Below are 26,958 nucleotides of genomic sequence, written 5' to 3'. Positions count from 1 at the left end.
GCTTCGCCGCCTGGGCGAGCGCGATCCCGGCGCGGAGAAGCTCCTCGCCAGTTCTCGGCTCACCGTCGAGGGATGCTTGCCGATGATCGAGGCGATCTGCCCCTGCGACAACCCGATCCGGTACCCCTGTTCAATCGTTCGTCGCTGCTCCACCGTCAATCGCGCACCAGGCATGGCCGGCAACCTCTTCCAACTCAGTCACGAGTTGCAACTACCGGTTGAAAACACGGTGGTCGTCCACAGGACGCAGGTCAGCCGGTGCCGTCTTCGACGATGCCGACCACCGGGCGCGAGGGACGGGTAGGCGCGAAGGCCCGGACCGAGCCTGGGTCAGCTCGCCGGCGGCGTCGTCGTGAGCTCCGGGGGCAGGGTGGGCGTGGGGGTGGTCGGGGTCGCGGGTGTGGGCGCCGGGCTGGGGGAGTCGGACGGCGACTCGAACACCTCGTCGGTCGGCTCGGACCACACGGAGCCCCGGTCGGTGGGCGAGGCGCGGTCCGTGGACGACGCTTCGTCCGTGGGCGTGGCCGGCTCCGAGGACTCGTCGGACGGGGAGGTCGTGCCGTCGGACGGGGACTGGTCGTCGTCCGGCGTCTTGCCGCCGTGGGAGCCGCCGCCGATGCGGGTGAGTGTGGTGCCGCCGCTGCCATCGGAGCCGCCGGTGATCGACGAGACGGTCCGGCCCGCCGCGAGCTCGAAGACGGTGATTGCGACGACGGTGGCCGCGAACAGGCCGGCGGCGCCCAGCGAGATGCGTTTCCACGGCAGCCCGCCCAAGCGCTCGCGCCAGCCGGGGCCGGATTGCTCGCTCGGGCCGGGACTCTCATCCTCAACGGCGACGACCTTGCGCCGAGGAGTGACCGGCACCTGGGCCAGCCGCTCGCGACTGCGGGCGAGGCCCTGGCCGTAGAGCGCACCGCCGACCGTCACGACCACGCTGCCGAGCGCGGCGCCGATGATGGTGCCGGCCGCGCCGAGGGTGGAGAGCAGCACGGCGGAGGACACCGCCGCGAGGGCGCCCGCGATCGTCTTGAGCCAGTCGATCCCGAGCTTCTGGCCGGTGTCGTCGGTCATCCCCGCCCAGTATGCAGAGGGCAAGTAGCGGTCCGGGTCAGTCACCCAGCGTGGCGACCATGACCGCCTTGATCGTGTGCACACGGTTCTCGGCCTGGTCGAACACGATGGAGGCGGGGCCCTCGAACACCTCGTCGGTGACCTCGAGCGCCTCGAGCCCCGACTTCTCGAAGATCTGCTCGCCGACCTCCGTGTGCCGGTCGTGGAGGGCCGGTAGGCAGTGCATGAACTTCACGGTGGGGTTCTCGGTCCGGGCCAGCAGCTCGGCGTTGACCTGGTAGGCGAGCAGCAGCTCGATCCGCTGGTCCCAGGTCGCCGCCGGCTCACCCATCGAGACCCACACGTCGGTGTAGACGAAGTCGACGTCCTTCACGCCCTTGGCCACGTCCTCGGTCTGGGTCAGCCGCGCTCCGGTGCTGTGCGCGATCGCGGCCGCCTGCTTGACGACCTCGTCGGAGGGCCACAGTGCGTGGGGCGCGACGATCCGCACGTCCATCCCCATCGTCGCGCCGGCGACCAGCAGTGAGCTCCCCACGTTGTTGCGGGCGTCGCCGAGGTAGGCGAACGAGATCTCGGCGTCGGGCTTGGCCGCGTGCTCGCGCATCGTGAGCATGTCGCACAGCGTCTGGGTGGGGTGCCACTCGTCGGTGAGGCCGTTCCACACCGGGACCCCGGCGTACGCCGCCAGCGTCTCGACGTTCGCCTGGGTGGAGCCGCGGTACTCGATCGCGTCGTACATCCGCCCCAGCACCCGCGCGGTGTCCTTCATCGACTCCTTGTGGCCGATGTGTGCACCGGACGGGTCGAGGTAGGTGACGTGAGCACCCTGGTCGAACGCCGCGACCTCGAACGCGCACCGGGTGCGGGTCGAGGCCTTCTCGAAGATCAGCGCGACGGTCTTGCCGGTCAGCCGCGGCCGCTCGGAGCCGGTGTACTTCGCGCGCTTGAGCTCCTCGGCCAGGCCCAGCAGGAAGGTCCACTCCTGCGGGGTGAAGTCGAGCTCCTTGACGAAGCTGCGGTTGCGCAGGTTGAAGGCCATCTCAGATCCCCTCGCGCTCGATCGGGCAGGTCATGCAGCGGGGGCCGCCCCGGCCCCGGCCGAGCTCGTTGCCCTGGATGGTGATCACCTCGACGCCGTGCTTGCGCAGGTGGGTGTTGGTGGTGACGTTGCGCTCGTAGGCGACGACCACGCCCGGACGCACGGTCAGCACGTTGCAGCCGTCGTCCCACTGCTCGCGCTCGGCCGACTTCACGTCCTGGGTGGGGGTCAGCACCCGGATCGAGTCCAGGCCGAGCGCGGCCGCGATCACGTCGTGCATCCGCTCGGCGTCGTGGGCGGTGACCTTGAGCTCCTTCTCGGTGTCGCCCGGCTCGATCGTGTACGACGGCAGCAGCCCGAGGCCGGCGTACTTGGTGAAGGTCTCGCCGTCGACCATCGTCATCACCGTGTCGAGGTGCATGAACGCCCGCCGCTGCGGCAGCGCGAGCGCGACGATCCGGGTCGCGGCGTTGCGGGCGAAGAGGCTCTTCGCGAGCCGCTCGACCCCCTGCGGGGTGGTCCGCTCGCTCATCCCGATCAGCACGACCCCGCGGCCGAGCACCAGCATGTCGCCGCCCTCGGCGGTGGCCGGGCCGCTGGCCGAGCCGGGGGTCCACACGTCGAAGGCCTCGCCCTCGAACAGCGGGTGCCACTGGTAGATCGCCTCGTAGTGGATGGTCTCCCGCATCCGGGCCTTCATCCGCATCGAGTTGATCGCGACCCCGCCGTAGATCCACGCGGAGGTGTCGCGGGTGAAGAGGTGGTTGGGCAGCGGCGGCAGGAACAGGTCGTCGAGGTCGAGGGCCTGCACGACCACCGAGCGCGGCTCCTCGACGTGCTCCAGCAGCTCGCGCTTGGTCATCCCGCCGATCAGGTGGCGCACCAGCGTCTCGTCGTCGAACCCCGCGAACGTGTTGTGCAGCGCGTCGGTGGCCATCGGCCCGTAAAGGCGCTCGTCGAAGGAGTGGTCCAAGATGTGCCGCCGCGCCTCGGGGATCGCCACGGTCTCGCGCAGCAGCTGGTCGAGCAGGTGCACCTTCACGCCGGCGTCGCGCAGGGTCTCGGCGAAGCCGTCGTGCTCCTGCTTGGCGCGCTTGACCCAGAGCACGTCGTCGAAGAGGAAGGAGTCCTTGTTGGTGGGGGTGAGCCGCTTCAGCTCGAGGTCGGGGCGGTGCAGGATGGCCTGCCGCAGGCGGCCGACCTCGGAGTCCACGTGCAGGGTCATGCCCCACTGTCGCTCCGCGGGACCGGCGTCCTTGAGGGCCCAAGGTCATCCCGGGTGGAGACCTTGGCCCGCGGTGGTCGGTCGCCGCCGCTGGTGTCCTGATCCTGCGGACCCCGTCCGCCCGGGGAAGGACGGCGCACCATGGCGACCCAGGAGCAGGCCCGGCCGGCGCCGGGCCACAAGCAGCACCGATTCAACTTCCCGAGCGCGTTCACCGTGCTCTTCGGGATCACGGTCGCGGTCTGGCTGCTCGCGTTCATCATCCCGACCGGCTCCTACAAGGTCAGCGACAAGACCGGCGGCCCGGTGCCGGGCAGCTATCACCACGTCGACTCCGGGCTCTCCTTCACCGACCGGCTGATGGAGCTGTTCCTGTCGCCGGTGAACGGGCTGTACGGCGTGAAGTCGGCGGCCAGCGGCTTCATCGGTCCCTACGAGTCCGGCGAGCTGTTCGGGGCCGCGGGTGTCTTCTTCTTCGTCATCGCCATCGGCATCTTCATCACGATGTCGATGAGCACCGGGGCCATCGACAACGGCATCGCCCGCGTCGCGCACCGCTACAGCACCCGCGGGTCGGCCCTCATCGTCATCCTCATGGTGCTGTTCTCGGTCGGCGGCACCACCGAGGGCATGGCCGAGGAGACGCTCGGCTTCTACGCCCTGGTCGTGCCGCTGATGCTGAGCCTGGGCTACGACCGGATGGTCGCGGCGGCGACGATCCTGATCGGCGCCGGGATCGGCGTACTCGCCTCGACCGTCAACCCGTTCGCCACCGGGGTCGCCTCCGACGCGGCCGGCATCTCGATCGGCGACGGGATCGGCTACCGCTTCCTGATGTACGTCGTGCTGGTGCCCGTCGGCATCTGGTTCGTCCTGCGCTACGCGAGGAAGGTGAAGGCCGACCCCGCACGGTCCATGACCGGGCCGCAGGCCGGCGACGAGGAGACGGCCGCACGCGGCCTCGGGGAGCTCCCGGTGGCGACCGGACGCCAGAAGGCGGTGCTCGCGGTCGTGGCGTTCACGTTCGCGTTCATGATCTTCACGATCGTGCCCTGGGCGCAGGTCATCAACGGCCCGGACGCGGAGAGCTACACCTGGCAGTTCGACTGGTACTTCCCCGAGCTCGCCGCGCTGTTCCTCCTGATGTCGCTGGTGGTCGGCCTGATCGGGGGGATGGGGGAGAAGAAGCTCACCGACACCCTCGTGCGCGGTGCCGGCGACTTCATCGGCGTCGGCCTGATCATCGTGCTGGCCCGTGGCATCACCGTGATCATGAACAACGCGCTGATCACCGACACCGTGCTGCACTCGATGGAGGACGCCGTCAGCAACACCTCGGCCGGGGTCTTCGGGGGGCTGATGTTCCTGCTCAACCTGCCGCTGGCTTTCCTGGTGCCGTCGACCTCGGGCCACGCGGCGCTGGCGATGCCGATCCTGGCGCCGCTGGCTGACTTCGCCGGGGTGTCCCGCGCGATGGTGGTGACGGCGTACCAGTCGGCCTCCGGGGTCATCAACCTCGTCACGCCGACCTCGGCGGTGGTCATGGGTGGCCTCGCGCTGGCGAAGGTCCGCTACGACCAGTACCTCCGGTTCATCTGGCCGCTGCTGCTGATCCTGCTGGTCGCCTGCACGGCGTTCTCCGCGGTCGGCGCGGCGCTGTCGTAGGACTCGTCATAGTTTGGGTCGTATGCACCGTTCACGCATCGGCCTCGTCCTGATCGACCACCCGGAGAGCGACTGGGAGAAGGCGCTGGCCTTCTGGGCCGGGGTCCGGGGCGTGGAGCCGACGACGGAGGAGCCCGGCGACACCGCGTCGATGTACCGCGGGCTCGGCCGGATCGCCGGGATCGGGCTGGAGTCGCAGCGCACCGGCGAGGGCACCCCGGCGCGGGTCCACCTCGACATCGAGAGCGACGACGTCGCCGCGGAGGTACGCCGGGTGGTGGCGCTGGGCGCGACGGTGCTGGAGGCGCACCAGACCTACACGATCCTGCAGGACCCGGGCGGGCTGGTCTTCTGCGTGGTGCCGATCCAGACCGGGGACGACTTCGAGCGGCACGCGCTCACCTGGGCCTGACCCCGGATCAGATCAGGCGAGCTCGCTGAAACGCTCCACCTTCTGCTGGGGCCCGGAGACGATGATCAGGTCGCCCTCCTCCACCACGGTGTCCGGGGTGGCGTGCGTGAAGTCCTCGCCGGCCCGCTTCACCCCGACGATGGTGATCCCGTGTCGGGACCTGGGCCGGGACTCACCGAGCGGCAGGCCGAACAGGCTCTTCGGGGGCCGGGTCTTCACGATGGCGAAGCCGTCGTCGAACTCGATGTAGTCCAGCATCCGTCCACGCACCAGGTGCGCCACCCGCTTCCCCATGTCGTGCTCGGGCCGCACGACGTGATGGACGCCGATCTGGGTGAGGATGCGGGCGTGTGACTCGCTGACCGCCTTCGCCCAGATGCTCGGCACCCCCAGCTTGAGCAGCACGGACGCGGACAGGATGCTGGACTCGAGGTCGGTGCCGATGCCGATGACCGCTCTGTCGAACTCGTGGACGGAGAGCTGCTTCATGGCCTCCTCGTCGGTCGTGTCGGCCTCGACGATGTGGGTGAGACGTCCGGCGAGGGACTGCACGACCTTGTGGTCGCCGTCGATGCCCAGCACCTCGACGCCCTCCTCGACGAGCTCGAGCGCCAGCGACTTGCCGAACCGGCCGAGTCCGATGACGGCCACCGGTGAGCTGTCGAGCTTGATCTGCCTAGCCAATGAGTGGCCGTCCTTCCGGGAGGGTGTATCGCCGCTGCGTCTCGCGCAGCGCGAGCGCTGAGACCAGCGTGACGGGTCCGAGCCTGCCGACGAACATCAGGGCTGCGATGACCAGCTGACCACTGGTTGGGAGCTCGCCGGTGATGCCGGTGGACAACCCGACGGTGGCGAACGCCGAGACGGTCTCGAACAGCACGTCCCGGATCGGGAGTCCGGTGAGGCCGAGGAGCAACAGGGTGGCTGACACGACCAGCCCGACGGCGAGCAGGGCGACCGTGAGCGCCTGCCGCTGGACGCGCTCGCCGATCCGGCGGTCCGCCGCGTTCACCTGGTGCTCGCCGCGGACCTCGGCGTACACGACGAAGAAGAGAAGGATGAAGGTCGTGACCTTGATGCCACCGGCGGTGCCGGCCGCCCCGCCGCCGATGAACATGAGGACCTCCGTGCCCAGCAGCGTGCCGTCGTTCATCTGTCCGTAGTCGAGACTGTTGAATCCCGCAGTCCGAGGCATCACCGCCTGGAAGAGCCCCGCAAGCAGCCGGCCCGGCGTGTGGAGCGGGCCGAGGGTGCCCGGGTTGTTCCACTCGCTGGCCGTGATGAAGAGGAAGCCGATCACCAGCAGCGCCGCATAGGTCCCGACGGTGAGCCTGGTGTGGACGCTCCACTCCCGGGGTCGCCCCAGGAGGCGGCGCAGCTCGAGCAGGACCGGGAAGCCGAGGCCCCCGAAGACCACGGCGGCCGCGAGAGGCAGGCAGATCCACGGGTCCGTGACGAAGCGAGTCATGCTGTCGGAGTAGAGCGCGAACCCGGCGTTGTTGAACGCCGACACCGCGTGGAAGACGCCGAGGTGGACGGCCCGTCCCCACGGCTCGTCGTACCCGAACGCGAATCTTCCGGTCAGCAGGACCGCGGTGAGGCACTCGAAGAGCAGGCTGACCTTCGCGACGCCGACCAGGACGGCGCGCACATCACCCAGGCCCAGGCTCTTCGTCTCGGCCGCCGCGGTCAGCCGGGTCCGCAGACCCATCCGGCGCGAGAGCAGCAGACCCAGCAGGGAGGCCAGAGTCATGATCCCGAAGCCACCGACCTGGATCAGGGACAGGATCACCGCCTGGCCGAAGTCGCTCCAGTAGGACGCGGTGTCCACGGTGGCGAGTCCGGTGACGCACACGGCGCTCGTCGCTGTGAACAGGGCAGTGATGGCCGGCGCACCGTGGGCCCCCGGTCGCGCGACGGGCAGCATCAGCAGCAGGGTCCCGACCACGACGGCCGCGGCGAACGCCGTGACGATGACCTGGGCCGGGTGCCGGAGCAGCGGTCGCCCCGGCGCGCGCCTGGTCGCGAGCGGCATGGCGTGTCCTGTCGTCAGGGCGGTCGGGGACCACGACACGGTAGTCGAGCGGGTCCCGGCACCGGGAGACGGATGGCCGGGCTCGTCCGAGCGCATGGTGCCGGGCGCGATGATGGGCGACATGAGCGTGCCACGGACCGGGTGGGAGGACGGCGAGCTGTACCTCCGTGCGTCCGCGACCCTGCTCGCCTCGTGGGAGGCGTACGCGCGCGGCGCGTCGGGCGCCACGGTGGCGCGACTGCCCGGCGTGGCCGTCGCCGTCTTCCCGAACGGGCCCGAGCGAGAGTTCTTCAACAACGCGCTCCTCGAGCGCGCGCTCGACCCCGCCGGACGTGCCGAGGCCCTGGACGCGATGGAGTCGGCGTACGCCCGAGCCGGGGTCGGACGCTTTGCTGCCTGGGTGCACGAGAGCGACGGGTCCATGCGTGCCGACCTCGAGGCGCGCGGCTACACGGTCGCCGAGTCGACGCGGGCGATGGGCATGGCGCTCGACGACCTCCGGCTGCCCCGGCCGACGCTCGAGCTCGGTCCCGCCGACTGGTCCGAGTACCTCCGCGTCCTCGGCGTGCCGCCGGGGTTCCTCGGTGGTGTCCGGGACGACGCCCTCCACGTGCTGGTGGCACGCCTCGACGGGGAGAACGTCGCCACCGCGATGGCGTTCGATCTCGAGGGCGACTGCGGGATCTACAACGTGACCACGCAGCCGCACGCTCGTCGACGGGGCCTGGGCACCGCACTCACCGCGCTGCACCTGTACGACGCGCGGGACCGGGGATGCCGGACCGCCAGCCTGCAGTCGACCGAGATGGCCGAGGGCGTGTACGCCGCCGCCGGGTTCCGCGACCTCGGCCGCATCCTCGAGTACGCACCCGCCGCGGTCAGCAGTGTCGTTTGAACTGCAGCACCGTGTCGTTCGTCAGCGACCCGGAGGAGCCGTCGCCCTCCCACTCGATCGTGAGATCCGTCAGCTCCGCGGGGAATCGGCTGGGCATGGGGCGGAGCCGGAACACCATGGAGTACTTCGTCCCCGCCGACAGCTGCGCCCCGTCGGCGTCCGCGCGGTCGGCCCAGTCCATCTTGCGCAAGAACTCGTGGCTCTTGGACCAGGGCACGAACGCCCCGGAGGCGTGCTCGGCCTCGGCGACCCAGGCACCCACGACGCGCACGCCGTTGGCCTGGGCCGGCGCCACGCGGACCAGCCGCGCGTCCGCGTCCGCGGTGAGCCGGACGCCGGTCCACAGGAAGTCGCCCTCCGACCGCTGGTAGGGCACGCAGTTGGTCCACTGGCCGCCGTCCTCGCGCATCCGCACCGCGGGGGAGGCGGAGCCCGACGGGCTCGCGGCCCCGGAGGCGCTGGGGCTGGCCTTCGTGGCGGTCGGCTCGTCGCCGCCGGCGGAGCTGCAAGCGCCCAGCGTGGCGAGCGTCAAGGTGAGTGTGGCGGCCAGGATCCCCGTTTTCATGGGCCATTCCTGCCCTCTGGGTCGAGGGCGCAAACCGGGCGACCGTAGGGTCGGTCCATGGGTCACGAGTTCGACAGCCACATCGAGGTCACCCGGCAGGACGAAGGCTCCTACGCGGCCGACCTGGCGCCCGGCTGGGTGGTGGGCGGCGGCGTCAACGGGGGCTACCTGCTCGCCGTCGTCGGCAATGCGTTGCGGACAAGCCTGCCCGGGAAGCCCGACCCGATCGCGGTCAGCGCCTACTACCTCTCGGCGTCGGTGCCCGGCCCGGCGACGGTGAGTGTCGACGTACGACGCGACGGCGGCAGCATCGCCACCGCGGCCGCCGACCTGCGGCAGGGGGAGGACGCCCGGATCACCGCCCTGGCGACGTACGGCGACCTCGGCGCGCTCGGCGACGACGTGCGGACCACGGCGGAGGAGCCGCCGATGCCACCGCCGGAGCAGTGCGTGCCGAACACGATGGCGCCGCCGGAGGTGCTCGCCGCGGCGCCGCTGCTGGAGCGCTTCGACATGCGCTTCCACCCCGAGCACGTCGGCTGGGCGGTCGGCGAGCCGAGCGGGAACGGCGTGCTGAGCGCGTGGTTCCGCCTCGCCGACGGCCGCGAGCCGGACCCGATCTCGCTGCTGATGGTCGTGGACGCGCTGCCGCCGGTCACCTTCGACCTGGGGATGCCCGGCTGGGCGCCCACCCTCGAGCTGACCGCGCACGTGCGGGCGCGCCCGGCGCCGCTGTGGCTCAAGGTCCGCCACGCCACCCGCAACATGGCGGGCGGCATGTTCGAGGAGGACTGCGAGGTGTGGGACTCCACCGGGCGCCTGGTCGCCCAGAGCCGGCAGCTCGCCCGCCAGCCCCGCTAAACTGGACTTCTGCTGAATGCCACGAGGCCCGGACCGTGATGGTCCGGGCCTCGTCGGTGGTTGAGGTGCGAGCGAAGCGAGCCTCGAAACCTCAGTGGCTCGGCGGCGGCGGCTCGGTCGGCGGCGGCGGGTCATCCGGCGGCGGCGGGGGATCGTAGGTCCCACCACCACCGCCGCCACTGGCCGCCGGCTTGGTGACCTTGAGCTTCATCTGGTTCGAGTGGTTGCCGAGGTTCCCACCGCCGGTGGCCGCGGTCACGCGCCAGTAGCTGGTGCCGAGGCTCTTGGCGGTGAGCGAGAGGTGGTACCGACCGTCCTTGCCCGAGCGGCCAGTCTTGACGGTGGTCCACTTCTTGTGGAGGAACCGCTGGAGCGCGACCTTGGCGCTGTGGCCGGGCAGCACACGGCCACGTGCGGTGAAGGTCTTGCCCTTGGTCACGGAGTTGTCCGCCAGGCCGGCCTTGACGACCGAGCGGACCAGCACCTGGAGGTTCTTGGGCTCGCTGGCACGGTACCTTTCGCTGCCATCGAACATGGAGCGGTAGGTCGTGGAGCGCGCTGGTGAGACCTTGAAGTCACCACCAGAAGAGACACGCTCGAACTTCCGCCACCTCGTCGCGCCGTACGGCTTCGCCTGGATGCTGAGCGCGCCGGACACGCGGGAGGAGTCGTACCTCGCGCGAAGCCTTCCGGTCAGACCGAGCCGCTGGCCGTAGGTGATCGTGATCTTCTTCCTGACCGCCGAGCCCCAGATGATGTCGCTCAGCGTCCGGTAGCCACCGAGATCGTACGTGCGATCCACTTTGCGGCTCGAGACTTCGAGGTCGTCGACATAGAAGCTCTCGCCGGTGCAGCCGAAAAGGACTCCGATCTCAGCGCCGCGACCGTTGCCGCCATGCCGGGCCGCCAGGTCTTGCAGCGTCATTGCCGACTCTTCGCCGCTTTGTGTGTCACCGGTGTACCGCCAGTTGAACTCCACCTTGCTGACGTTGACGCGATGCCATCCGGGGGTCGCGTCCAGCTGCAGAGCCGCGACACCTTTCCACACGCCGGGGTCAGATGGCGCGTGGTACACGGCGTATGCGGACCCCTGACCAGATCCACCGACGAAGAAGACCTTGATGCTGGCCTTCTTGAGGGACTTCGGGTCCGGCACATGTGAAAGCACTCCTGCGCCGTACGTCGTCTGGTCCTGCATGTCCCACCCCAAGGACTGGTTGCCGAGCGGCGGTGTCTTGGGGCCACGGGTGATGTGGACCTTCGGCTCCGTGGGCGGCTGGATCGTGTCGTCGCTGCACTGCTGGCTCGCGTAGGTGAGTCCGGAGGGGCGGACATGGTCACCGTCGACACGGATCGGCGCAGCCGATGCTGCCGCGGCGAGCGAGGTGGACAGCAGCGCGGCGGCGCTCATCGCGCCGAGAAGAGTCTTTCGCATGAAGACCTCACCGAGAGATGGATGGTTCCCCCGAGCCAACCGTCAAGGGTGGCGTCAAGTTATCACCGGGCTGGGGCAAGTTGCTGGGAGTCGGCCGGACCGCCGACATCCGGGTCGTGCCGGGCCGGTCCCTGGTCGAGCCACCAGCGTGCGCTGCGACCCGGCCAGTCCGACTCGTCCTTGGCCAGCTCGGCCACCTTGGCCGCGCCGGCCATCCCGAGCGCGAACATCGTGGCCTGCCGCTCGACCGGTTTGGTCGCGCCGTCGAGCTGGCTCCACAGGACCTGGGCCTCATCGGGTCGTAGGGGGACATCCATGAGGCCCACGTTCACCAGCGCCCGCGCCCGGATCGAGGCACGAGGCTCGGCCATGGCCTGAAGAACGACCTGGTCCTGACGGTCGCCGTGGCCGACCCGCATCAGCACTGTCCATGCGCGCGCAGCGAGCAGGTCGTTCTGCTGCTTCGCGAGCGCCAGGCAGTGTCGCGAGACTGCCGGCGCGTACGGACTGGCTGCGAGGAGCAGAGCCGCGTGGTGACGGCGTGCCTTGTGGGCGTGCAGCAGCGACTCCCGCAGCAGACGGTGCAGCATCAGGTCGGGCTCGGAGGGGTGGTGCGCGGGCGTCTCGGCCTGGACCTTCGACGCCACCTCCTTGACCACCGTCGAGGTCTGCGTCCAGGGCACCAGCTCGCCGCCCTGTCGTGACCGGGTGACCAGGTCGAACGCGCGCCGGTTGCGCACGGCGGGCTGGATCCGGTCCCAGCAGTCCTCAGGGAGCTGGACCGCGAGGTCGAAGAAGTCGAGACGCCCGTCGAGGGACTCGCCCCGCCGCAGGCTGCCGACGACGTGGGGCTCCAGCTGCTTGAGGGCCTCGGCCTCGAAGTGCCCACGCGCGACCTTGACCGCTGCGACGGACGCCGCTGCCCGGCGCAGGTCCCGGTGCTCGGACCCGAGCATCCGCAGCACCAGGTCGCCCGCCGCCTCGTCGGTGACCTCGGCCAGGAGGTTGAGCACGGGCGCGACGACCTGGGTGTCGGGGTGGGTCACGAAGCTGCCGAGCGCCCGGGTCAGGTGGCGCTGTGCGCGGGGGTGGCGGATCAGCGAGGCGGCGGCCTCGTAACGGCGGACGTAGCCGACGCCGACCGAGGCCGCGAGCTCGCTGACGAGCTGCCCGCACAGGTCCTGCCAGTCCCGCTTGCGCAGGTAGACGCGGTCGTAGCGGTTGAGCTGACCGGCGAGCCGCAGCCACTGCCCGCCGTGCGCCCGACCCGACTCGGTGAGGCTCATCAGCCGGTCGACGTCGCCGTCGGAGAGGTCACCCTCCCGACCCGCGGCATCCTTGGGGGTCGTGCCGTTGCCGAACGCACGTCGCAGCCCGGCCACCACCGCCACCAGGGAGCCCTCGGCCGCGCCGAGGACCGACTCGTACGTCGCGGGGACCCGCATCGGCAACGGCTGGAGACCCGACTCCCACCGGGACACCCGGGAGCTGTCGACATGGACTCCCTTTTCTGCGAGCGCCTTGATGAACCCGTCGCGGCGAGCGAGGACGGGATCGGGCCCGAGGATGCGGCACGTGGTCAGCAGCCAGGCGATCCGCTGATCGCACCCCACGACTCCGGAGTGCATTGGCGAGCGGTCCTCGGGCAGTCGCTGTGGCCGCCCCCGCCGACGCGCTGAACCGTCGGAACTGTCCGTGCTCATGTCAGGCCCCCGCCTAGATCCCCCGAATGACATGCCGGTGATCCGGCGTCGCTGCCCATTTATTGCAGAAATAAACCTGCGCTGCAACAAGAACCCGGTGATTGGCGCCACAGCCCTAGCGTCCATCCCGGCACTCGGGATCCGTGAACGAGTGCTGCGACACGTAGGGCCTTCCACTTTTGGCCCGATGCTCGGGCGGGGGAGTGCCTCGGCCGAATCTTCACTCCGGAAGGAACATCATGAACAGCAGCGGCATCAAGCGGGGTCTGGCGGCTGGCGCCATCTCCGCTCTGGCGGTGACGGGTCTTCCGTTCCTCGCCTCTTCGGCTTCCGCCGCCGTCGGCGACAGCATCACGGTCGCCTCCGTCGGCCCGACCCTGAACGCTGGGGACCTCGGCGGCGTCGTCGTCCTCAAGACCAAAGGCCTGACCGCCGGCGACGAGGCCAACATCAAGGCCATCGGCACCGACCTGAAGTCCTCCGCGGACAACGCCAACCAGACGGTGCTCGTGAAGGACGCGACCTTCATCGCCGACAAGAGCGCGAACGACTCGAACCCGAACGACGGGTACGACGAGGTCAAGCTGCACGTTGCGGTGACCACGCCCCACGACGGCGACACCGCCCACTACGCCCTCTACGTCGACGACAACAACAGCAACACGGTTGACGCAAACGAGGCGCGCACCACGGTCGACCAGTCGACCTCGGGCAAGGTTGCGAAGATCGACGTCTCGCCGGCCAGCCAGTCGGCGGTCCAGGGCGTGGCGAGCGACGACTACACGGTGTCCCTCCTGGATGCCGCCGATCGGCCGACCCAGCTCCTCAACGCTGACAGCATCACGGTCGCCGGCGACGGCGACGCCACCCCGTCCGACACCTCGCTCTCGGCGACCGACACCGAGCTCGGCACCGACACCTTCACCGCCACGGGCAACACTGTCGGTGCTCACGACATCACCCTGGTCGACACCCTCACCCCGACGGTGAAGAACAAGGTGACCCTCAACGTCACCAAGGCGGCCGTCATCACGGCCGACGAGGTCGACATCGTGACCGGCGCCGACTCGTGGGACGGCTTCGGCAACGGCACCGACGGTGGCACCACTGCGGTCCGCGTCGACCAGTCGAGCATCCGCATCGACTTCAAGTCCACCGACGTTGCGAACGACAAGAACAGCACCGTCATCCTGACCGTCTCCAGCGGCAATGTCACCTTCGGTGGCGAGGGCTCCACCAAGGTCTCGACGAAGCTCGACGCCAACGGCGTGGGCTCGGTCGTCATCACCCCCGACGCCGGCAGCATCCAGGCCGGTGACTCGATCACCGTCTCGGGGAACACGTTCGACCAGACCCTGAACTTCCAGCGCGCGGCGGCCACGGCCGTCGAGCCGTCGTCCGACGTCTACTTCTCGAAGCTGGACGGCTCGGTCGACGTGACCGCGACGGTTCTGGACCAGTTCGGCCTCCCGGTCACCACGGGCTTCCTGTCTGCTGCTCGTAACGGCGCGAACAACGACACCGCCGCGACGACGCAGAAGAAGCCGGTTGGCAGCGACGGGTCGGCGACCTTCACCTTCACCGACAAGGACGCCACTGCGGGGGACACCGACACGGTGGAGTTCCGCTACTTCGCGGACCAGTACGACAACACCGGTACTGACCTGGGCGGCGACGCCACCATCAAGTACACGGTCGACGGCATGGGCAGCGACTACAAGATCAGCCTCGCCGACACCGACACCGAGGCCAAGGACTACGACGCGTCCGACGTGACCGTCGTGCCGCTGGCCGACACCGTCGCCGACTCGGGCGACGAGGCCGCTGACCTGGACGTCGACAGCACCGAGCCCGGTGCCGAGATGAGCGTCTCGGTCGACAACGGCGCGCTGATCCTCGAGCCGGGCGAGAGCAAGCTCTCCGAGGGTTCGTCGTCGGTGACCGCGGCCGCGGGTGACTTCAACACCGCGTCTGGCTACCAGATCGTCGGCACCAAGTCCGGCGTCGTGACCGTGACCGTCGAGTCGGCGCACCGCACCGAGACGGCGCAGATGACCGTGGGTGACGAGACCGACCAGGACTCCGCCCGCAACGTGACGGTCAGCGGCCCGGCTGAGGTCGAGAACGGTGCTACCCAGATCGCCTACACCGCGGTCATCACCGACGCCTTCGGCAACCCGGTTCCGAACATCCCTGTCCAGCAGCTGAACATCCAGGTCTCCGGCCCGGCTCAGTTCCAGGACAGCGACGTGATGACCAACGCTGCCGGTCAGATCAACCTGAACGTGAAGGTCGACAGCGGCGCCGAGGGCGACGTGACCATCAAGGTCACGGGTCTTCCCGACTACTGGTACAACACGCAGTTCGGTGCGGCGGCTGACCGCCTCCACGCCGACTCGTCCACCAAGGACGGCGAGGGCCTGGCGGCGTCGTCGAACGTCGCCACCGCCACCACCACCGTGAAGGCGGCGCCCGCGCCGTCTGGCCCCTCGGACATCGTTGCGGTCCTCAAGGGCAAGAGCAACGGCGCCAAGGACGACAAGCTCAAGGTTCACACCGACAAGGTGGCCGAGGGCGCAACCGTCAAGCTCTGGAAGTTCAACAAGAACGGCAAGAAGGTTCTGGTTGACGAGGGCACCGTGAACAAGTGGGGCAACGCGAAGTTCGTCGCCGCCGACAAGAACGGCAACAAGGTCACGAAGTACATCGCCAAGGTCCTCGGGACCGACGCGAACAAGGCCGCGAAGACGAACACCAAGAAGGTTCGCTGATCGCCTAGCGACAAGTGAGTGAGCTCCGGGGCACGCAAGTGCCCCGGAGCGAGCTCTCCCAGGGGGCGCTGCTCCCGCACACCCCAGCACCATCTGAACCAAAAAAGTCGGGACACACAGACGCGGTCCGGGCCATTCTCTGTTTGCCGCTGCGCGAGAATGGTCCGGACCGCCTGTCTCACCCTAGGGCATGTGATCCGCGAAGCCCCGTAACGAGGCGCCACCACGAGTGGCGCCTTGTGGCATTTCGGGGTCTCGACAAGCTCGACCGCCGCTGGTGGACAGGCCGATCGACGAATCGGTCAGGTCAGTCGGGAGCGACGCATCGCGAAGATCCAGCGCCGGCGCGGGTGCTCGGTGACCGACCACAGGGTGTCCGTCGAGGGCCAGTAGGTGAGGTCCTCGGGCCCCATCGGGGTCGCCCAGCGGCGCCGGCGAAAGGCGCCGGGCCGCCCGACGTACACCGATCCCGGTTTCATCGGACCGTGCGAGACGGTCAGGAACCAGTCCCCGCCGACGACTACCGCGCCCTGGGTGCCGGGGACGCCGCGCTCGTCGAGCACCCGCGGCCGGGACAGGCCGTCCTCGTCCACGGCGGGCAGCAGGCTGTCGGCGGCCAAGGCGAAGCGGGCCAGTCGACGGGTTTTGTCGCCGCGGCCGTACTCACCCACGAGCAGCTCCGGCGGCGTCGTGCTCCGATCGAGGGAGAGGCAGGAGTAGCGCAGCCGCTCGTGGCCCTCCTCGGTGCCGGCGCGGTGGGCGAGCCGGACCGGCAGGAGGTAGCGGTACCCGAAAGACGACACCCGGTCGCCGTCGACGGCCAGCCGCGAGGTGTCACCGCTGGCCATCTCGTCGGGTACGTGCAGGAGGTCGTCGACGTGGCAGGTCAGGAACCCGCGCCCGGTCGCGGCGACGTGCAGCCACGGGCCGCACCAGACGAGTCCGCCGGCGTGCACGCGCAGCGGCTCCAGCCGCACGGAGCCGTCCGTCGCCGGCGTCGGCGTCGGCGTGACGAGGAGGACGTGTCGGTAGCGGCGGGTGTCGAGGTCGAGGAAGGTGAGCCGGGAGCCCTGCGGGGCCTCGCCGTCGCTCTCCTTCGCGTACCAGGACACCACCACGACCCGTCGGCCGCCCACGGTCTCGGTCTCGGAGGCGTCCGAGGAGCTCGAGATGCCCTGCGGCCACCAGCGCGTCGTACGCCGGTCCTCGCGGTCCCAGGTCAACGCGTGTCTCGCCGCGAGCCCCGGCGCCAGGCCGCGGCGGGCCCGCCGGTCCAGGTCGTCGAGCACGCCGTCGAGGCCGACGCGGCCACCCAGCAGGTCGGCCAGCGCGTCGATGCTCGCGGTGTCCTCGTCGGACCGGGTGAGGTGCAGGCCCCGGGTGGAGAGGTCGGCTGACTGCGGCATGACGCCCACCGTAGGGGAGCGTGGGCTAGCGTCCGGGCCATGCATCCTGTCGTCGGCGCCGCCATCGTGCGGGACGGGCGGGTCCTGGCGGCTCGTCGTACCCGACCCGCGGCGGCGGCCGGCCGCTGGGAGTTCCCGGGCGGCAAGGTCGAGGGCGCGGAGTCGCCGGACGACGCGGTGGTGCGTGAGATCGAGGAGGAGCTCGGCTGCGCGGTGTCGGTGGAGCGGTGGCTCGAGGGCGCCGTCCCGATCGGTACGACGCACCGGCTCACCGTCGCGGTCGTGCGGATCGTCGCGGGCGAGCCGGTGCCGCACGAGCACGACGCCGTGCGGTGGCTGGCCGCCGAGGAGCTCGACGACGTCGACTGGCTCGAGCCGGACCGGCCGTTCCTGGCCGAGCTCAGGGCCCTTCTGCGGGTGCCCATCTGACTTCTCCACAGATTCGAAAATGTGCTCGAATAATGTGTCAAGACGGCCTAGACTGAGGCATGGCCGTCGACCCGCTCCCGCTGAAGCACCCGCTGCTGGGCGACGTGCACGCGGTGCTGCAGCAGGTCGAGCAGGCCGCTCAGCATGACCCGGCGTACCTGAACACCGCCGAGAAGCGGGCGGCGCTGCTGGTCGTCACGGGCGCGGTGGAGCAGCTGCGCGCGGTCCAGCTGCGGCTGCTGGCGAACGCCGACGACGTCGCGGTCGACACCGGTGCGCGCAACGTCGCCGCGTGGGCTGAGCTGGCGATGCGGGTGGACTCCCGGGAGACGGCCCGGGCGGCGCGGCTGGGGGAGGCGCTGGACCGCCGCTGGCCCCGGCTCGCTGCCGCGTTCCTGGACGGGCGGGCGACCGAGGCGCAGGCGACGGTGCTGGTGCGGGCCCTCGATGCCCTGCCTGAGCGGCTCGGCCCGGCGCTGCTCGGTCGAGCCGAGGAGTACCTCGTGGAGCAGACCGCGGAGTTCGCGCCGCGGGAGCTCAAGGTTCTGGGGGAATCGGTCCTCGAGAAGCTGGCGCCCGAGATCGCCGAGGAGGAGGAGCGAAAGAAGCTCGAGTCCGAGGAGCGGGCCGCGCGGCGGGCCACGTCGCTGTCGATGCATGCCCGCGGAGACGGTGCCACCGACATCCGGATCCGGGTGCCCGAGCATGTAGCGGCGCGGCTCAAGGTCTATCTGGAGTCATTCACCTCGCCGCGTCAGCCCGGCCGGCCCGACCCGGCGGACGAGCAGGCCCGGCTGCCCTACCCGCGCCGGCTGGGCGAGGCGTTCTGTGCGCTGCTCGAGCGGCTGCCGGCGAAGGTGCTGCCCCAGCACGGCGGCACCGCCACCAGCGTGATGGTCACCATCCCGTTCGACCAGCTCACGTCCGGTCTCGGGGCCGCCGACCTGGGCAGCGGCGACCGGATCACCGCCGCCGAGGCCCGGCGGCTGGCCTGCACCGCCGACATCCTTCCCGTGGTCCTCGGCGGCAAGGGCGAGGTGCTCGACCTCGGCCGCGCCCGCCGCCTGTTCAGCCCCGGCCAGCGCAAGGCCATGGCCGTCCGCGACCGGCGGTGCCGCACCGAGGGTTGCTCGATCCCCGCCGCCTGGTGCGAGGCCCACCACCTCCGGCCCTGGAGCCAGGGTGGCCGGACCGACTTCGACGACGGGGTCCTGCTCTGTCCCTGGCACCACCACCGTGCCCACGACGAACGGTTCGACATGAGCCGGCTTGCCAGCGGCGACGTCAGGTTCACCAGGCGGACGTGAGTTCCGCGGAGTGCCCCGCTTTCGAGCAGGCTGGTGAGCTGAGCTGGTGGGTCGGTCAGCGACTCAGCACGTCATCGACGGCTGCCTGCACCGCGGGCAGGTTGTCGAGATGGATCTCGTGCCCGGCCTGCACCTCGTCGATCTTTCCGCCCGGCCACTGTTGACTCACCGCTCGCATGATCTTCTCGTAGGCCGGATAGGTCCGCGAGCACACGTCGTGCGGGCTCTCGCACTGCGCGATGGTGGAGATCACCAAGTGGAACGGGACGCCTGGCGGCGCGGGGGCCGCCGCGACCGCGGCGCTCAGGTCCCGGTAGTCCAGGGACTCGCCGTTCTCGCCGGCGTAGTAGGCCTTCTCGCCTGTCCGTTCCTGGGGTGACATCTCGCGGAGCCCGAGCGTGGACCACTGGTCCCAGGGAGGTACGGGATTGAGGGCGACGACGCCGGCGACCTCGTCGGGGTAGGCGCGTGCATAGGCCTGCACGAGCAGGCCGCCGGCCGACGTCCCGACCAGCACGTAGTCGCCGGGTACGTCGGCCTGCCGGAGGAGCCGGTGCAGGTCGGCCGTCATTGCTGTGGCCTTGCGGGGGGTGGGGGCGGGGTCACTGGCGCCCACGTTGGCCCGGTCGTAGGTGCACACGAGGTGCTTCGCCTCGTAGGCCGTGCGGATGGCCGCCAGGGCCCCGCCGGGCTGGCCCTCGCCACCCTCGAGCAGGATCGTCGGCGCGCCCAGGCCGTTGCAGGTCAGCTGCAGCGAGCGACCGCCGACGTCGATGCTGCCGGACAGCCCCGCTCCGGTCGTCTCCGACGACCCGGCCCGGGTCGCCGTCGGGCTCGCCCCTGAGGAGGAGTCGCCGTCTCCTGTGCTGGAGCTGGAGGATGAGTCGTCGGAGCAGCCGGACACCAAGAGGGTCGCAGCCGTAGCCACCGCAAGCCCCCAGGTCAGGACCCTGCCCCCGCACCTCATGCCTCATCGTCGCCGCGGCCACGTCCCCGCACATCACCCGTGCGGTGTATCCCGACGCCGATGCCGCGCGCCTGGAACGGAGGGCAGCCCGGTGGCTCCGGCCGGGTGTGCCTCGGCGAGACTGGGCGCGTGCGCGGCATCTTCTTCGACGAGGACGACGCCCGGGCCGTGCAGGCCCGGCTCCTGAACGACGGCTACGAGGCCACGCTGGTGCGTGAGCGGCTGGCCGGCGAGGACGACGACGAGGACCACCCCTGGGCGATCCTCACCGACGCGCCCTCGATCGTGCTCGAGCTGCTCGTCGACGAGTACGACGGGTGGCTCGACGAGGATGATCTCGACAAGCTCGATCACCGGGGGACAGCCGGTCACCGGGGGTCGGGTGACGCGGTGCCGGACCTGCCGACCGCGCCGAAGCGGATCAAGCGGCCCGACACCAGGTGACCGCCTCTGCCGCCTGTCCTCACTCGCAGGCGACCCCGTCCCCGTCGCCGTCCAGCTGCGAGGAGTAGCCGGGGTCGCCCCGGTGCAGCGGCGCCGCGCCGGCCTCCCGGGCCGCGTCGCAGCTCGCGAAGGCGCCCGATCCGGGCGAGACAGAGGGTGAGGCAGAGGGCGAGGCAGAGGGTGAGGCGGGGTCGGTGACCCGCACGGGCGCGAGCACGGGCGCGCCGGAGTCCGCCGGCAGCCGCTGCCCGGGGCAGGCGTCGAGCACCCGCTCGATCGCCGCGCGCTCCGGCGGCGTCACCCACAGGTCGTACTTCGCCTTCACCGCGACCTGACGCGCCACGTAGCGGCAACGGAACGACTTGTCCGGGGGCAGCCAGGTGGCCGCGTCGGCGTCGCCCTTCTGGCGGTTGGCAGACGCGTCGACCGGGAGCAGGTTGAGGGGGTCGTTGGCCAGCGCCGCGCGCTCCCGCACCGGCTCCTTGAAGGCGCCGGTGACCCAGGCGTTGCCGAGCGCGACGACGTGGTCGATGTCGACCAGGGTGCCGTCGCCCCGGACGAAGTGGACGGCGGTGCCGGTGTACGGGTCGGCCAGGTCGCCGGAGGTGACCACGCAGTCGTGGGTGCCGGGCTCCAGCACCAAATGGGTCAGGTGGGCGGCGAGCACGTCGTTGCGGGTGTCGCACCCGTTGCGGTCGGCGTCGAGCCACGCCGGGCCGAACCGGTCCCGGTCGTAGCCGGTCATCGGCGCCCGCCCCTTCACCGGCAGCCGCTCGAGCGCCGCCCTCGCGCTTCCGCCCGCGACCGACGTACTGCCGCCTTGCCGCGGGCCGGCGGAGCCCGGCTCGGCCGGCAGCGTGCACGCCGAGAGCCCCGACGCGAGCGCGGCTCCGAGCACTGCTGCCACGACCACGGCCCGGCCTCGTGCGTTCCTCCACCCCATCACGGGGGGCAATGGTGCCGGTTCCGCGTCTCGGCCACGCGGGGGGCCTCACTAGGATCGAAGGCATGACCGCCGACCAGCGCCTCCTGCTCGTCCACGCCCACCCCGACGACGAGTCGATCAACCAGGGCGCGATCATGGCGAAGTACGTCGCCGAGGGCCGCGGGGTGACGTTGGTGAGCTGCACCGCCGGCGAGCTCGGCGAGATCCTGGTGCCCGAGCTCGAGCACCTGAGCCCCGAGGAGCTGGCCGAGCACCGGCGCGGCGAGCTCGCGGACGCGATGAAGGAGCTCGGCGTCACCGACTACCGCTGGCTCGGCGGCTTCGGCACCTACCGCGACTCCGGCATGAAGTGGCACGCGGACGGCCACGCCGTCGCCGCCGACGACGTCCACGACAACGCCTTCTGGCACGCCGACCTCACCGAGGCCGCCGACCACCTGGTCCGGGTGATCCGCGAGGTGCGTCCGCAGGTGCTGGTCACCTACGACCAGTTCGGCGGCTACGGCCACCCCGACCACATCCAGGCCCACCGGGTCGCGATGTACGCCGCGCAGCTCGCGGCGGTGCCGTCGTACCGCCGTGACCTGGGCGAGGCCTGGGACATCGCCAAGATCTACTGGGGCGCGATGTCCGAGAGCCGGCTGCGCGCCGGGCTGCGGATGCTGCGCGAGGCCGGCGACACCACCTCCTTCGAGGGGATGGACCCCGAGGGGCCGCTGCCGTACTTCGCCATCAAGGACGAGGACCTCACCGCGGCCGTGGACGCGCAGGAGTTCATCGACCACAAGATGGCCGCGATGAGGGCGCACGCCACCCAGATCACCACCGACGGGCCGTTCTTCGCGCTGTCCAACAACGTGGGCAGCACCGCCTGGGGCATCGAGTACTTCCGGATCGCCAAGGGCACGCCGGGGCCCGTGGGTCAGGACGGGTTCGAGACGGACCTGTTCGCCGGGCTCTGATGCACACCCTGGCCCGGGCCGCGGCGGCTGCCGGGCTGCTCGTGGTGGGCGCCGGGACCGCACTGGCCTCGGTCGCCGTCCACCAGATCTCCTGGGGGCTGCCGCTCGCCGCGGCGGCCACCCTGGTGACCCTGGTGGCGCTCCCGCCGGGCTGGTGGTCGCGGCTGCCCTTCGCGCTGGCCTGGGCCGGGTTCGTCGGCCTGGTGGTCGGGCCGCGGGTCGACGGCGGCTACGCGATCAGCTCGGACGCACGCGGCTACGCGCTGGTGGGGCTCGCCCTCCTGGTCCTCGTGGTCGGGATCGCCACGCTGCCGCGTCCGAGCCGTCGAACCACGCCGGCCCCGGCGCGTGAGCCCCGGACCGCCCCACCGGCTTCCTTAGACTCGGCGCCGTGAGCGAGCGGGAGCGGGCAGGCGGACGGGTCGTCCTCGTCCTGATCCTCGTGCTGGCGATCATGCTCGGCGGCGGGTACGCCGCGGCGTACTACGCCGCCGCCGACCGGACGCCCCGCGGCACGACGATCGCCGGGGTGGACGTGGGCGGTCGCACCCACTCCGCAGCCTTCGTCGCGCTCCGCGCGGGCCTGCGCGAGCGGACCCACCGGGCCATCACGGTGACGATCGACGGGCAGACCCAGCGAGTCTCCCCGCGCGCGGCGGGGCTCGGTGTCGACTTCGCCGCCTCGGTCGACCAGGTCGCAGAGGAGCAGAGCTGGAAGCTGTCGCGGCTGTGGGACCACTACGCCGGTGGCGACGAGCTCGACCCCGTCATCACCGTGGACCAGGGCCGCATGGACGCGCTGGTGGCACGGCTCGACGCGGCCGCCGGTACCCCGGCCACCGACGGGGCCATCGAGCTCGGCCGCGACCGGATCAAGGTCACCGACCCCGTGGTCGGGGAGCGGCTCGACCCCGACGAGACCCGGGCGGCGCTCGAGGCGGCGTACCTCCAGGACGACCCGGTCGCCGCGCTCACCCTCCACGACCAGGCCCCCGACATCGACGGAGCCGACGTGCAGAAGGCGATGACCCGCTTCGCGAACCCGGCGATGTCCGGCTCGGTGCGGTTGCTCTTCGGCAGGACGCCGGTGCGGCTGCAGCCCCGCGAGTACGCCCCGGCGCTCGCCATGCGCGCCGAGAACGGCCGGCTGGTCCCGGAGCTCGACGAGGCCGTCCTGCGCAAGCTCGTCGGCGACGCGGTCGCGGCCGACGGAGCGCCCGTCGACGCGCGCGTCACGCTGGTCGACGGCAGGCCGAAGGTGGTGCCGGCCAAGCCGGGCGTCGTCTACCACCAGCGCGACGTCAACGACGCCTTCCTGCAGCTCGTGACCCGGGACCTCGGGAAGCGCTCGATGAAGGTGAAGGCCCGCGTCGCCGAGCCGGACTTCACCACCAAGGACGCCCGCAAGCTGCGGATCCGCGAGAAGGTCTCGTCGTTCACGACGTACTTCCCCTACGCGGAGTACCGCAACACCAACATCGGCAGGGCCGCCGAGATCGTCGACGGCACCGTGCTCGAGCCGGGGGAGACGTTCTCCCTCAACGGCACCGTCGGTGAGCGCACCCGCGCGAACGGCTTCACCGAGGGCTTCATCATCAGCGACGGGATCTTCAAGGAGGACCTCGGTGGCGGGGTCTCGCAGATGGCGACCACGCTGTTCAACGCGATGTACTTCGCCGGGCTCGAGGACGTCGAGCACAAGCCGCACTCCTTCTACATCGACCGCTACCCGGTCGGCCGCGAGGCCACCGTCGCCTGGGGCTCGGTGGACCTGCGCTTCCGCAACGACACGCCGTACGGCGTGCTGATCGACGCCCACGTCACCCCCAGCACCCCGTCGAGCCAGGGCGTGGTCACGGTGTCGATGTGGTCCACGAAGTACTGGGACATCACCTCCACCACCTCCCGGCGCTACCGCTTCGTGCCGCCGAGGACGCGCACGCTGAAGACCGAGGACTGCTACCCGAACACCGGGTACGACGGCTTCGACGTGGACGTCACCCGGCACTTCCGTCGGCACGGCCGCAGCAGCCTGCACCACAACGAGGTGTTCCACACCCGCTACACCCCCTCGGACACGGTGGTCTGCAAGTAGGGTGCCGCGACGGTCACCGGGTGCCGCACGACGGCCGAGAACAGGTAGCCGTCGTCGTTGGCCGGCGCCCGGTCCGGCTGGGTCCGGCCCAGGCTGTCGGTGGCGCGGGTCATCAGCACGTGCTCGCCGGCCGCGGGAGGCGTCCACGGGTGCTCCCACCCGACCCAGCACGAGGGCTCGTTGGCCCCGGTCAGGTGGGCCTCGTCCCACGTGCGCCCGCCGTCGGTGCTGACCTCGACCATCCGGATCGACGCGTCGCCGGACCAGGCCCGGCCGCGCAGCACCGCGAGCCGGCCGGCCTCGAGCGGCCCCGTCGCGTCGATCGCGCTCTTGGGCGGCATCCGGTCCAGCACCGCGTCCGGCCCGGCCCACCCCTCGCCGTGCATCCGGTACCACCGGGTGTTCCACGGCGAGTCGACCACGCTGGTCGTCACCCGCAGCTCGCCGAGCCACTTGATGCTGGCGATGCCGACCCAGCCCGGCACGACCAGCCGGGCCGGGAAGCCGTGGTCGACGGGCAGCGGCTCGTCGTTCATCGCCCAGGCGATGATCGTGTCGTCGAGCGCCTTGGCGATCGGGAGCGGTCGACGGACCCGGCCGTGGTCGACGCCGTCCTCGACGTACGGCTCGTCGAGGCCGACCGGCATCACCTGCACGGCCTCGGGCCGCAGTCCGGCGTGCCGCAGCACGGTGGAGAGCGGGACGCCCGTCCAGCGCGCGACGCCGATCGCGCCCAGCCCCCACTGGGTGCCCGGCCGGTGCGTGCCCTGCTGGTCGGCGAAGAGCCGCCGGCCGTTGCCGGTGCACTCCAGGGCGCGCTCGTAGGTCCTGCTGGTGAAGGACTGGAGGTCGGCCAGCGAGTAGGTCCGCTCGCCCAGGACGCCGTCGCCGGTGACCAGCAGCCGCCAGCTGTGCACGTCCACCACCGGCGGTCGGGTGTGGTTGCGCACGAAGAACCGGTCGTTCGGCGTCAGGTGCGGGACGTCGGCGTCCCACCGGGTCTCGACGTCGGTGCCGTGGTGGACGAACCAGTCACCGCCGTCGAGGGGACGGCCCAGGGAGCATCGCAGCATGCGGTAAGCATACAAACCAACTGTATTTAGTCGAGTTGGCGCGCCGCTGGGCCGTCCCGTCGCTCGTGCGCCAGCGGCTCAGGGGGCCAGGCGGTTGAGGTCGCGCGGGAAGAGCGTCACCTCGCGCACGTTGGCGGCCCGGACCAGGCGGCCGGTCCAGCGCTCCAGCCCGATCGCGAACCCTCCGTGCGGCGGCATGCCGTGCTCGAAGGCCTGGAGGTACGACGCGTACGCCGCCGGGTCCTCGCCGCGGGCGCGGATCGCCGCGTCGTACGCCGAGGGGCGGTGCAGGCGCTGGCCGCCGGTGACCAGCTCGAGCCCGCGGAAGAGCAGGTCGAAGCTGTTCGACCAGCGGTCCTCCTCCGAGGGTCCAGCCGGTCGAGACCATCCGTGGGTGTAGAAGGGCCGCTTCGCCATCGGGTAGCCCTCGACCGCGACGAAGTCGCTGCCGTGCTCCTCGCGCGCCCAGGCGCCGAGCGCCCGCTCGTGCTCGGGGGCGAGGTCGGGCTCGTCCTCGGGCGCCCCGACCCGCTTCAGCGCGTCGCGGAAGTGGATGACCGGGATCTCCTCGGGCACCACCGGGATCTCCGCGCCGGACAGCTCGACCGCGGGCCCGGCGTGCTCGTGGATCGCGGCGACCATGCCGGCGAGCACGTCGCGGAGCACCCGCAGCACGTCGCGGTGGTCCTCGATGAAGCCCAGCTCGGCGTCCAGCGAGACGTACTCGGCCAGGTGCCGCACCGTGTCGTGCGGCTCGGCCCGGAAGACCGGCCCGACCTCGTAGACCCGCTCGAAGACGCCGACCATCTGCTGCTTGTAGAACTGCGGGCTCTGGGCGAGGTACGCCGGCCGCCCGAAGTAGTCGACCTCGAAGACGTTGGCCCCGGACTCGGTCGCCGAGGCCACGAACTTCGGGGTGTGGATCTCGGTGAAGCCGGCCCGGTCGAGGGTGTCGCGGAAGCCGCGCAGCGAGGCCGCCGCGAGCTCCCACTTCACCCGCTGGGCCGGGTGCCGCCAGGTCACCGGGGCGTGGTCGAGCAGCGTGGGCAGCGAGGCGTTCAGGGCCGGGCGCCACAGCTCGACCGGCGGCGTCGCGGCCGGCTCGGTCAGCGCCGTGATCACCGGCTCGGTCACCTCGATGCCGCCGGGTGCCTGCGGGTTGGCGGTCGCCACGCCGGTCACCTCGACCGTCGTCTCCTCCGGCGGCACCTCGGGCATCCCCGCGGGGCCGGGCTTGACCACGACCTGGGCCAGCCCGGTCCGGTCGCGCAGGACCAGGAAGGTCAGGGCCGCGAGCTCGCGACGGCGGTGGACCCAGCCCTGCAGCCGGACGGTCTGTCCGGGCGTGATGTGGGGGAGCTCTGCGCTCAGGGTGCGCGGTTCGGTGGTCGAGCGTGTCGAGACCATGGGTCTCATGTCCTTCACCTCCAGTAGCTGCGGAAGCCCTGGAGGTGTGGGCGGGGGCAAGGTCGCGGTGCCACCACACCTTCGCCGGAGACCCCGTCGGGGAGCCGGCCTCTCGTCGGTACGCCGTACGCGCGGGCCACGCTTCCCTGGCGGGCAGGGGGAGGGTCGTCAGTCCTCGCGTGAGCCACCCAGATCCTAGGTCGGCCGCAGGCCCGGGGGAAACCGGAATTCGCCGTACGCTGTCG

25 protein-coding genes are annotated in these 26,958 nt (G+C 71.0%); 11 read left to right on the top strand and 14 right to left on the bottom strand.

Features of this window, described 5'->3' with window-relative positions; genetic code table 11:
- The 4 genes from ABD268_RS22860 to ABD268_RS21555 all read right to left on the bottom strand — a co-directional run.
- Positions 1–174: helix-turn-helix domain-containing protein (locus ABD268_RS22860; RefSeq protein ID WP_425573782.1), on the bottom strand; the 174-nt coding region annotated here is incomplete at its 3' end.
- A 156-nt stretch (positions 175–330) separates the two neighbouring features.
- Positions 331–1,071, bottom strand: a complete 741-nt coding sequence (locus ABD268_RS21565) for a hypothetical protein (protein WP_344157570.1) — start codon at positions 1,069–1,071, stop codon at positions 331–333.
- Between the two features lie 37 nt (positions 1,072–1,108).
- A complete protein-coding gene (gene argF, locus ABD268_RS21560; protein ID WP_344157567.1) occupies positions 1,109–2,110 on the bottom strand; it encodes an ornithine carbamoyltransferase in 1,002 nt (333 codons plus the stop codon).
- A 1-nt stretch (position 2,111) separates the two neighbouring features.
- Complete coding sequence (locus tag ABD268_RS21555) at positions 2,112–3,335, bottom strand: arginine deiminase (RefSeq protein WP_344157564.1); 1,224 nt, start codon at positions 3,333–3,335, stop codon at positions 2,112–2,114.
- 141 nt (positions 3,336–3,476) lie between these two features.
- On the opposite strand from ABD268_RS21555, the gene ABD268_RS21550 reads away from it, so the two are divergent.
- Positions 3,477–5,000 (top strand): YfcC family protein, encoded by a 1,524-nt coding sequence (locus ABD268_RS21550; RefSeq protein ID WP_344157561.1) that lies wholly within the window; start codon positions 3,477–3,479, stop codon positions 4,998–5,000.
- A gap of 22 nt (positions 5,001–5,022) precedes the next feature.
- Positions 5,023–5,412, top strand: a complete 390-nt coding sequence (locus ABD268_RS21545; protein ID WP_344157558.1) for a VOC family protein — start codon at positions 5,023–5,025, stop codon at positions 5,410–5,412.
- Positions 5,413–5,424: 12 nt separating this feature from the next.
- Here ABD268_RS21545 and ABD268_RS21540 read toward each other — a convergent pair whose 3' ends face one another.
- Complete coding sequence (locus tag ABD268_RS21540) at positions 5,425–6,096, bottom strand: potassium channel family protein (protein WP_344157555.1); 672 nt, start codon at positions 6,094–6,096, stop codon at positions 5,425–5,427.
- Positions 6,089–7,447, bottom strand: a complete 1,359-nt coding sequence (locus ABD268_RS21535; RefSeq protein ID WP_344157552.1) for a TrkH family potassium uptake protein — start codon at positions 7,445–7,447, stop codon at positions 6,089–6,091. The genes ABD268_RS21540 and ABD268_RS21535 overlap by 8 nt, the downstream gene beginning before the upstream one ends.
- Positions 7,448–7,568: 121 nt before the next feature.
- Between ABD268_RS21535 and ABD268_RS21530 the strand changes: the two genes are divergently transcribed.
- A complete protein-coding gene (locus tag ABD268_RS21530) occupies positions 7,569–8,342 on the top strand; it encodes a GNAT family N-acetyltransferase (protein ID WP_344157549.1) in 774 nt (257 codons plus the stop codon).
- Here ABD268_RS21530 and ABD268_RS21525 read toward each other — a convergent pair.
- A complete protein-coding gene (locus ABD268_RS21525; protein ID WP_344157546.1) occupies positions 8,326–8,907 on the bottom strand; it encodes a hypothetical protein in 582 nt (193 codons plus the stop codon). The genes ABD268_RS21530 and ABD268_RS21525 overlap by 17 nt on opposite strands.
- A 57-nt stretch (positions 8,908–8,964) precedes the next feature.
- Here ABD268_RS21525 and ABD268_RS21520 point away from each other — a divergent pair, with 57 nt between their 5' ends.
- Positions 8,965–9,768 (top strand): thioesterase family protein, encoded by an 804-nt coding sequence (locus ABD268_RS21520; protein WP_344157543.1) that lies wholly within the window; start codon positions 8,965–8,967, stop codon positions 9,766–9,768.
- A 91-nt stretch (positions 9,769–9,859) separates the two neighbouring features.
- On the opposite strand, the gene ABD268_RS21515 is transcribed toward ABD268_RS21520, so the two are convergent.
- Together ABD268_RS21515 and ABD268_RS21510 are read right to left on the bottom strand one after the other, a co-directional pair.
- Positions 9,860–11,179, bottom strand: coding sequence for a hypothetical protein (locus ABD268_RS21515; RefSeq protein WP_344157540.1), 1,320 nt, complete (start codon positions 11,177–11,179; stop codon positions 9,860–9,862).
- Positions 11,180–11,265: 86 nt separating this feature from the next.
- Positions 11,266–12,816 (bottom strand): hypothetical protein, encoded by a 1,551-nt coding sequence (locus tag ABD268_RS21510; protein ID WP_344157536.1) that lies wholly within the window; start codon positions 12,814–12,816, stop codon positions 11,266–11,268.
- Between the two features lie 329 nt (positions 12,817–13,145).
- On the opposite strand from ABD268_RS21510, the gene ABD268_RS21505 reads away from it, so the two are divergent.
- On the top strand, positions 13,146–15,677 hold the full coding sequence (locus tag ABD268_RS21505) for an Ig-like domain-containing protein (RefSeq protein WP_344157533.1): 2,532 nt from the start codon (positions 13,146–13,148) through the stop codon (positions 15,675–15,677).
- A 302-nt stretch (positions 15,678–15,979) separates the two neighbouring features.
- On the opposite strand, the gene ABD268_RS21500 is transcribed toward ABD268_RS21505, so the two are convergent.
- Entirely contained in the window at positions 15,980–17,083 is a 1,104-nt protein-coding gene (locus ABD268_RS21500; protein ID WP_344157530.1) for a hypothetical protein, read from the bottom strand.
- A gap of 39 nt (positions 17,084–17,122) precedes the next feature.
- On the opposite strand from ABD268_RS21500, the gene ABD268_RS21495 reads away from it, so the two are divergent.
- Together ABD268_RS21495 and ABD268_RS21490 are read left to right on the top strand one after the other, a co-directional pair.
- Positions 17,123–17,512 (top strand): (deoxy)nucleoside triphosphate pyrophosphohydrolase, encoded by a 390-nt coding sequence (locus ABD268_RS21495; protein WP_344157527.1) that lies wholly within the window; start codon positions 17,123–17,125, stop codon positions 17,510–17,512.
- Between the two features lie 59 nt (positions 17,513–17,571).
- Positions 17,572–18,819: an HNH endonuclease signature motif containing protein gene (locus ABD268_RS21490; protein ID WP_344157524.1), complete on the top strand. Its 1,248-nt coding sequence runs from the start codon at positions 17,572–17,574 to the stop codon at positions 18,817–18,819.
- A gap of 55 nt (positions 18,820–18,874) precedes the next feature.
- Here the strand turns inward: ABD268_RS21490 and ABD268_RS21485 are convergent, their stop codons facing one another.
- Complete coding sequence (locus tag ABD268_RS21485) at positions 18,875–19,747, bottom strand: alpha/beta fold hydrolase (protein WP_344157521.1); 873 nt, start codon at positions 19,745–19,747, stop codon at positions 18,875–18,877.
- Positions 19,748–19,915: 168 nt separating this feature from the next.
- Between ABD268_RS21485 and ABD268_RS21480 the strand changes: the two genes are divergently transcribed.
- Positions 19,916–20,230: a hypothetical protein gene (locus ABD268_RS21480; protein WP_344157518.1), complete on the top strand. Its 315-nt coding sequence runs from the start codon at positions 19,916–19,918 to the stop codon at positions 20,228–20,230.
- 19 nt (positions 20,231–20,249) lie between these two features.
- On the opposite strand, the gene ABD268_RS21470 is transcribed toward ABD268_RS21480, so the two are convergent.
- Positions 20,250–21,143 carry an excalibur calcium-binding domain-containing protein gene (locus ABD268_RS21470; RefSeq protein WP_425573781.1) on the bottom strand — a complete coding sequence of 298 codons (894 nt, stop codon included), beginning with the start codon at positions 21,141–21,143 and terminating at the stop codon, positions 20,250–20,252.
- 95 nt (positions 21,144–21,238) lie between these two features.
- Between ABD268_RS21470 and mshB the strand changes: the two genes are divergently transcribed.
- From mshB to ABD268_RS21455, 3 genes are read left to right on the top strand one after another with little or no spacing between them, the layout of a single operon-like run.
- Positions 21,239–22,138, top strand: a complete 900-nt coding sequence (gene mshB, locus ABD268_RS21465; protein WP_344157515.1) for an N-acetyl-1-D-myo-inositol-2-amino-2-deoxy-alpha-D-glucopyranoside deacetylase — start codon at positions 21,239–21,241, stop codon at positions 22,136–22,138.
- Entirely contained in the window at positions 22,138–22,533 is a 396-nt protein-coding gene (locus tag ABD268_RS21460; RefSeq protein ID WP_344157512.1) for a hypothetical protein, read from the top strand. The genes mshB and ABD268_RS21460 overlap by 1 nt, the downstream gene beginning before the upstream one ends.
- Positions 22,530–24,233, top strand: a complete 1,704-nt coding sequence (locus ABD268_RS21455; RefSeq protein WP_344157509.1) for a VanW family protein — start codon at positions 22,530–22,532, stop codon at positions 24,231–24,233. The genes ABD268_RS21460 and ABD268_RS21455 overlap by 4 nt, the downstream gene beginning before the upstream one ends.
- On the opposite strand, the gene ABD268_RS21450 is transcribed toward ABD268_RS21455, so the two are convergent.
- The gene (locus ABD268_RS21450; protein ID WP_344157507.1) at positions 24,200–25,306 is read right to left on the bottom strand and encodes a sulfite oxidase; all 1,107 of its coding nucleotides are present in this window, start codon (positions 25,304–25,306) and stop codon (positions 24,200–24,202) included. The genes ABD268_RS21455 and ABD268_RS21450 overlap by 34 nt on opposite strands.
- Positions 25,307–25,384: 78 nt before the next feature.
- Positions 25,385–26,722, bottom strand: coding sequence for an aspartate--tRNA(Asn) ligase (gene aspS, locus ABD268_RS21445; protein WP_344157504.1), 1,338 nt, complete (start codon positions 26,720–26,722; stop codon positions 25,385–25,387).
- Positions 26,723–26,958: the final 236 nt, after the last annotated feature.

The sequence above is a fragment of the Nocardioides koreensis genome (genome assembly GCF_039531775.1).
Lineage (GTDB): Bacteria > Actinomycetota > Actinomycetes > Propionibacteriales > Nocardioidaceae > Nocardioides > Nocardioides koreensis.
The sequence above is the reverse complement of the archived record's forward strand: the minus strand, read 5'-3'. Positions and strand labels throughout refer to the sequence as shown.

What these genes read in the sequence shown, in the direction of transcription:
- ABD268_RS21565 (WP_344157570.1), bottom strand. Translation starts at nt 1,071, where the DNA reads ATGACCGACGACACCGGCCAGAAGCTCGGGATCGACTGGCTCAAGACG.
- argF (WP_344157567.1), bottom strand. Translation starts at nt 2,110, where the DNA reads ATGGCCTTCAACCTGCGCAACCGCAGCTTCGTCAAGGAGCTCGACTTC.
- ABD268_RS21555 (WP_344157564.1), bottom strand. Translation starts at nt 3,335, where the DNA reads ATGACCCTGCACGTGGACTCCGAGGTCGGCCGCCTGCGGCAGGCCATC.
- ABD268_RS21550 (WP_344157561.1), top strand. Translation starts at nt 3,477, where the DNA reads ATGGCGACCCAGGAGCAGGCCCGGCCGGCGCCGGGCCACAAGCAGCAC.
- ABD268_RS21545 (WP_344157558.1), top strand. Translation starts at nt 5,023, where the DNA reads ATGCACCGTTCACGCATCGGCCTCGTCCTGATCGACCACCCGGAGAGC.
- ABD268_RS21535 (WP_344157552.1), bottom strand. Translation starts at nt 7,447, where the DNA reads ATGCCGCTCGCGACCAGGCGCGCGCCGGGGCGACCGCTGCTCCGGCAC.
- ABD268_RS21530 (WP_344157549.1), top strand. Translation starts at nt 7,569, where the DNA reads ATGAGCGTGCCACGGACCGGGTGGGAGGACGGCGAGCTGTACCTCCGT.
- ABD268_RS21525 (WP_344157546.1), bottom strand. Translation starts at nt 8,907, where the DNA reads ATGAAAACGGGGATCCTGGCCGCCACACTCACCTTGACGCTCGCCACG.
- ABD268_RS21520 (WP_344157543.1), top strand. Translation starts at nt 8,965, where the DNA reads ATGGGTCACGAGTTCGACAGCCACATCGAGGTCACCCGGCAGGACGAA.
- ABD268_RS21515 (WP_344157540.1), bottom strand. Translation starts at nt 11,179, where the DNA reads ATGAGCGCCGCCGCGCTGCTGTCCACCTCGCTCGCCGCGGCAGCATCG.
- ABD268_RS21505 (WP_344157533.1), top strand. Translation starts at nt 13,146, where the DNA reads ATGAACAGCAGCGGCATCAAGCGGGGTCTGGCGGCTGGCGCCATCTCC.
- ABD268_RS21500 (WP_344157530.1), bottom strand. Translation starts at nt 17,083, where the DNA reads ATGCCGCAGTCAGCCGACCTCTCCACCCGGGGCCTGCACCTCACCCGG.
- ABD268_RS21495 (WP_344157527.1), top strand. Translation starts at nt 17,123, where the DNA reads ATGCATCCTGTCGTCGGCGCCGCCATCGTGCGGGACGGGCGGGTCCTG.
- ABD268_RS21490 (WP_344157524.1), top strand. Translation starts at nt 17,572, where the DNA reads ATGGCCGTCGACCCGCTCCCGCTGAAGCACCCGCTGCTGGGCGACGTG.
- mshB (WP_344157515.1), top strand. Translation starts at nt 21,239, where the DNA reads ATGACCGCCGACCAGCGCCTCCTGCTCGTCCACGCCCACCCCGACGAC.
- ABD268_RS21460 (WP_344157512.1), top strand. Translation starts at nt 22,138, where the DNA reads ATGCACACCCTGGCCCGGGCCGCGGCGGCTGCCGGGCTGCTCGTGGTG.
- ABD268_RS21450 (WP_344157507.1), bottom strand. Translation starts at nt 25,306, where the DNA reads ATGCTGCGATGCTCCCTGGGCCGTCCCCTCGACGGCGGTGACTGGTTC.
- aspS (WP_344157504.1), bottom strand. Translation starts at nt 26,722, where the DNA reads ATGAGACCCATGGTCTCGACACGCTCGACCACCGAACCGCGCACCCTG.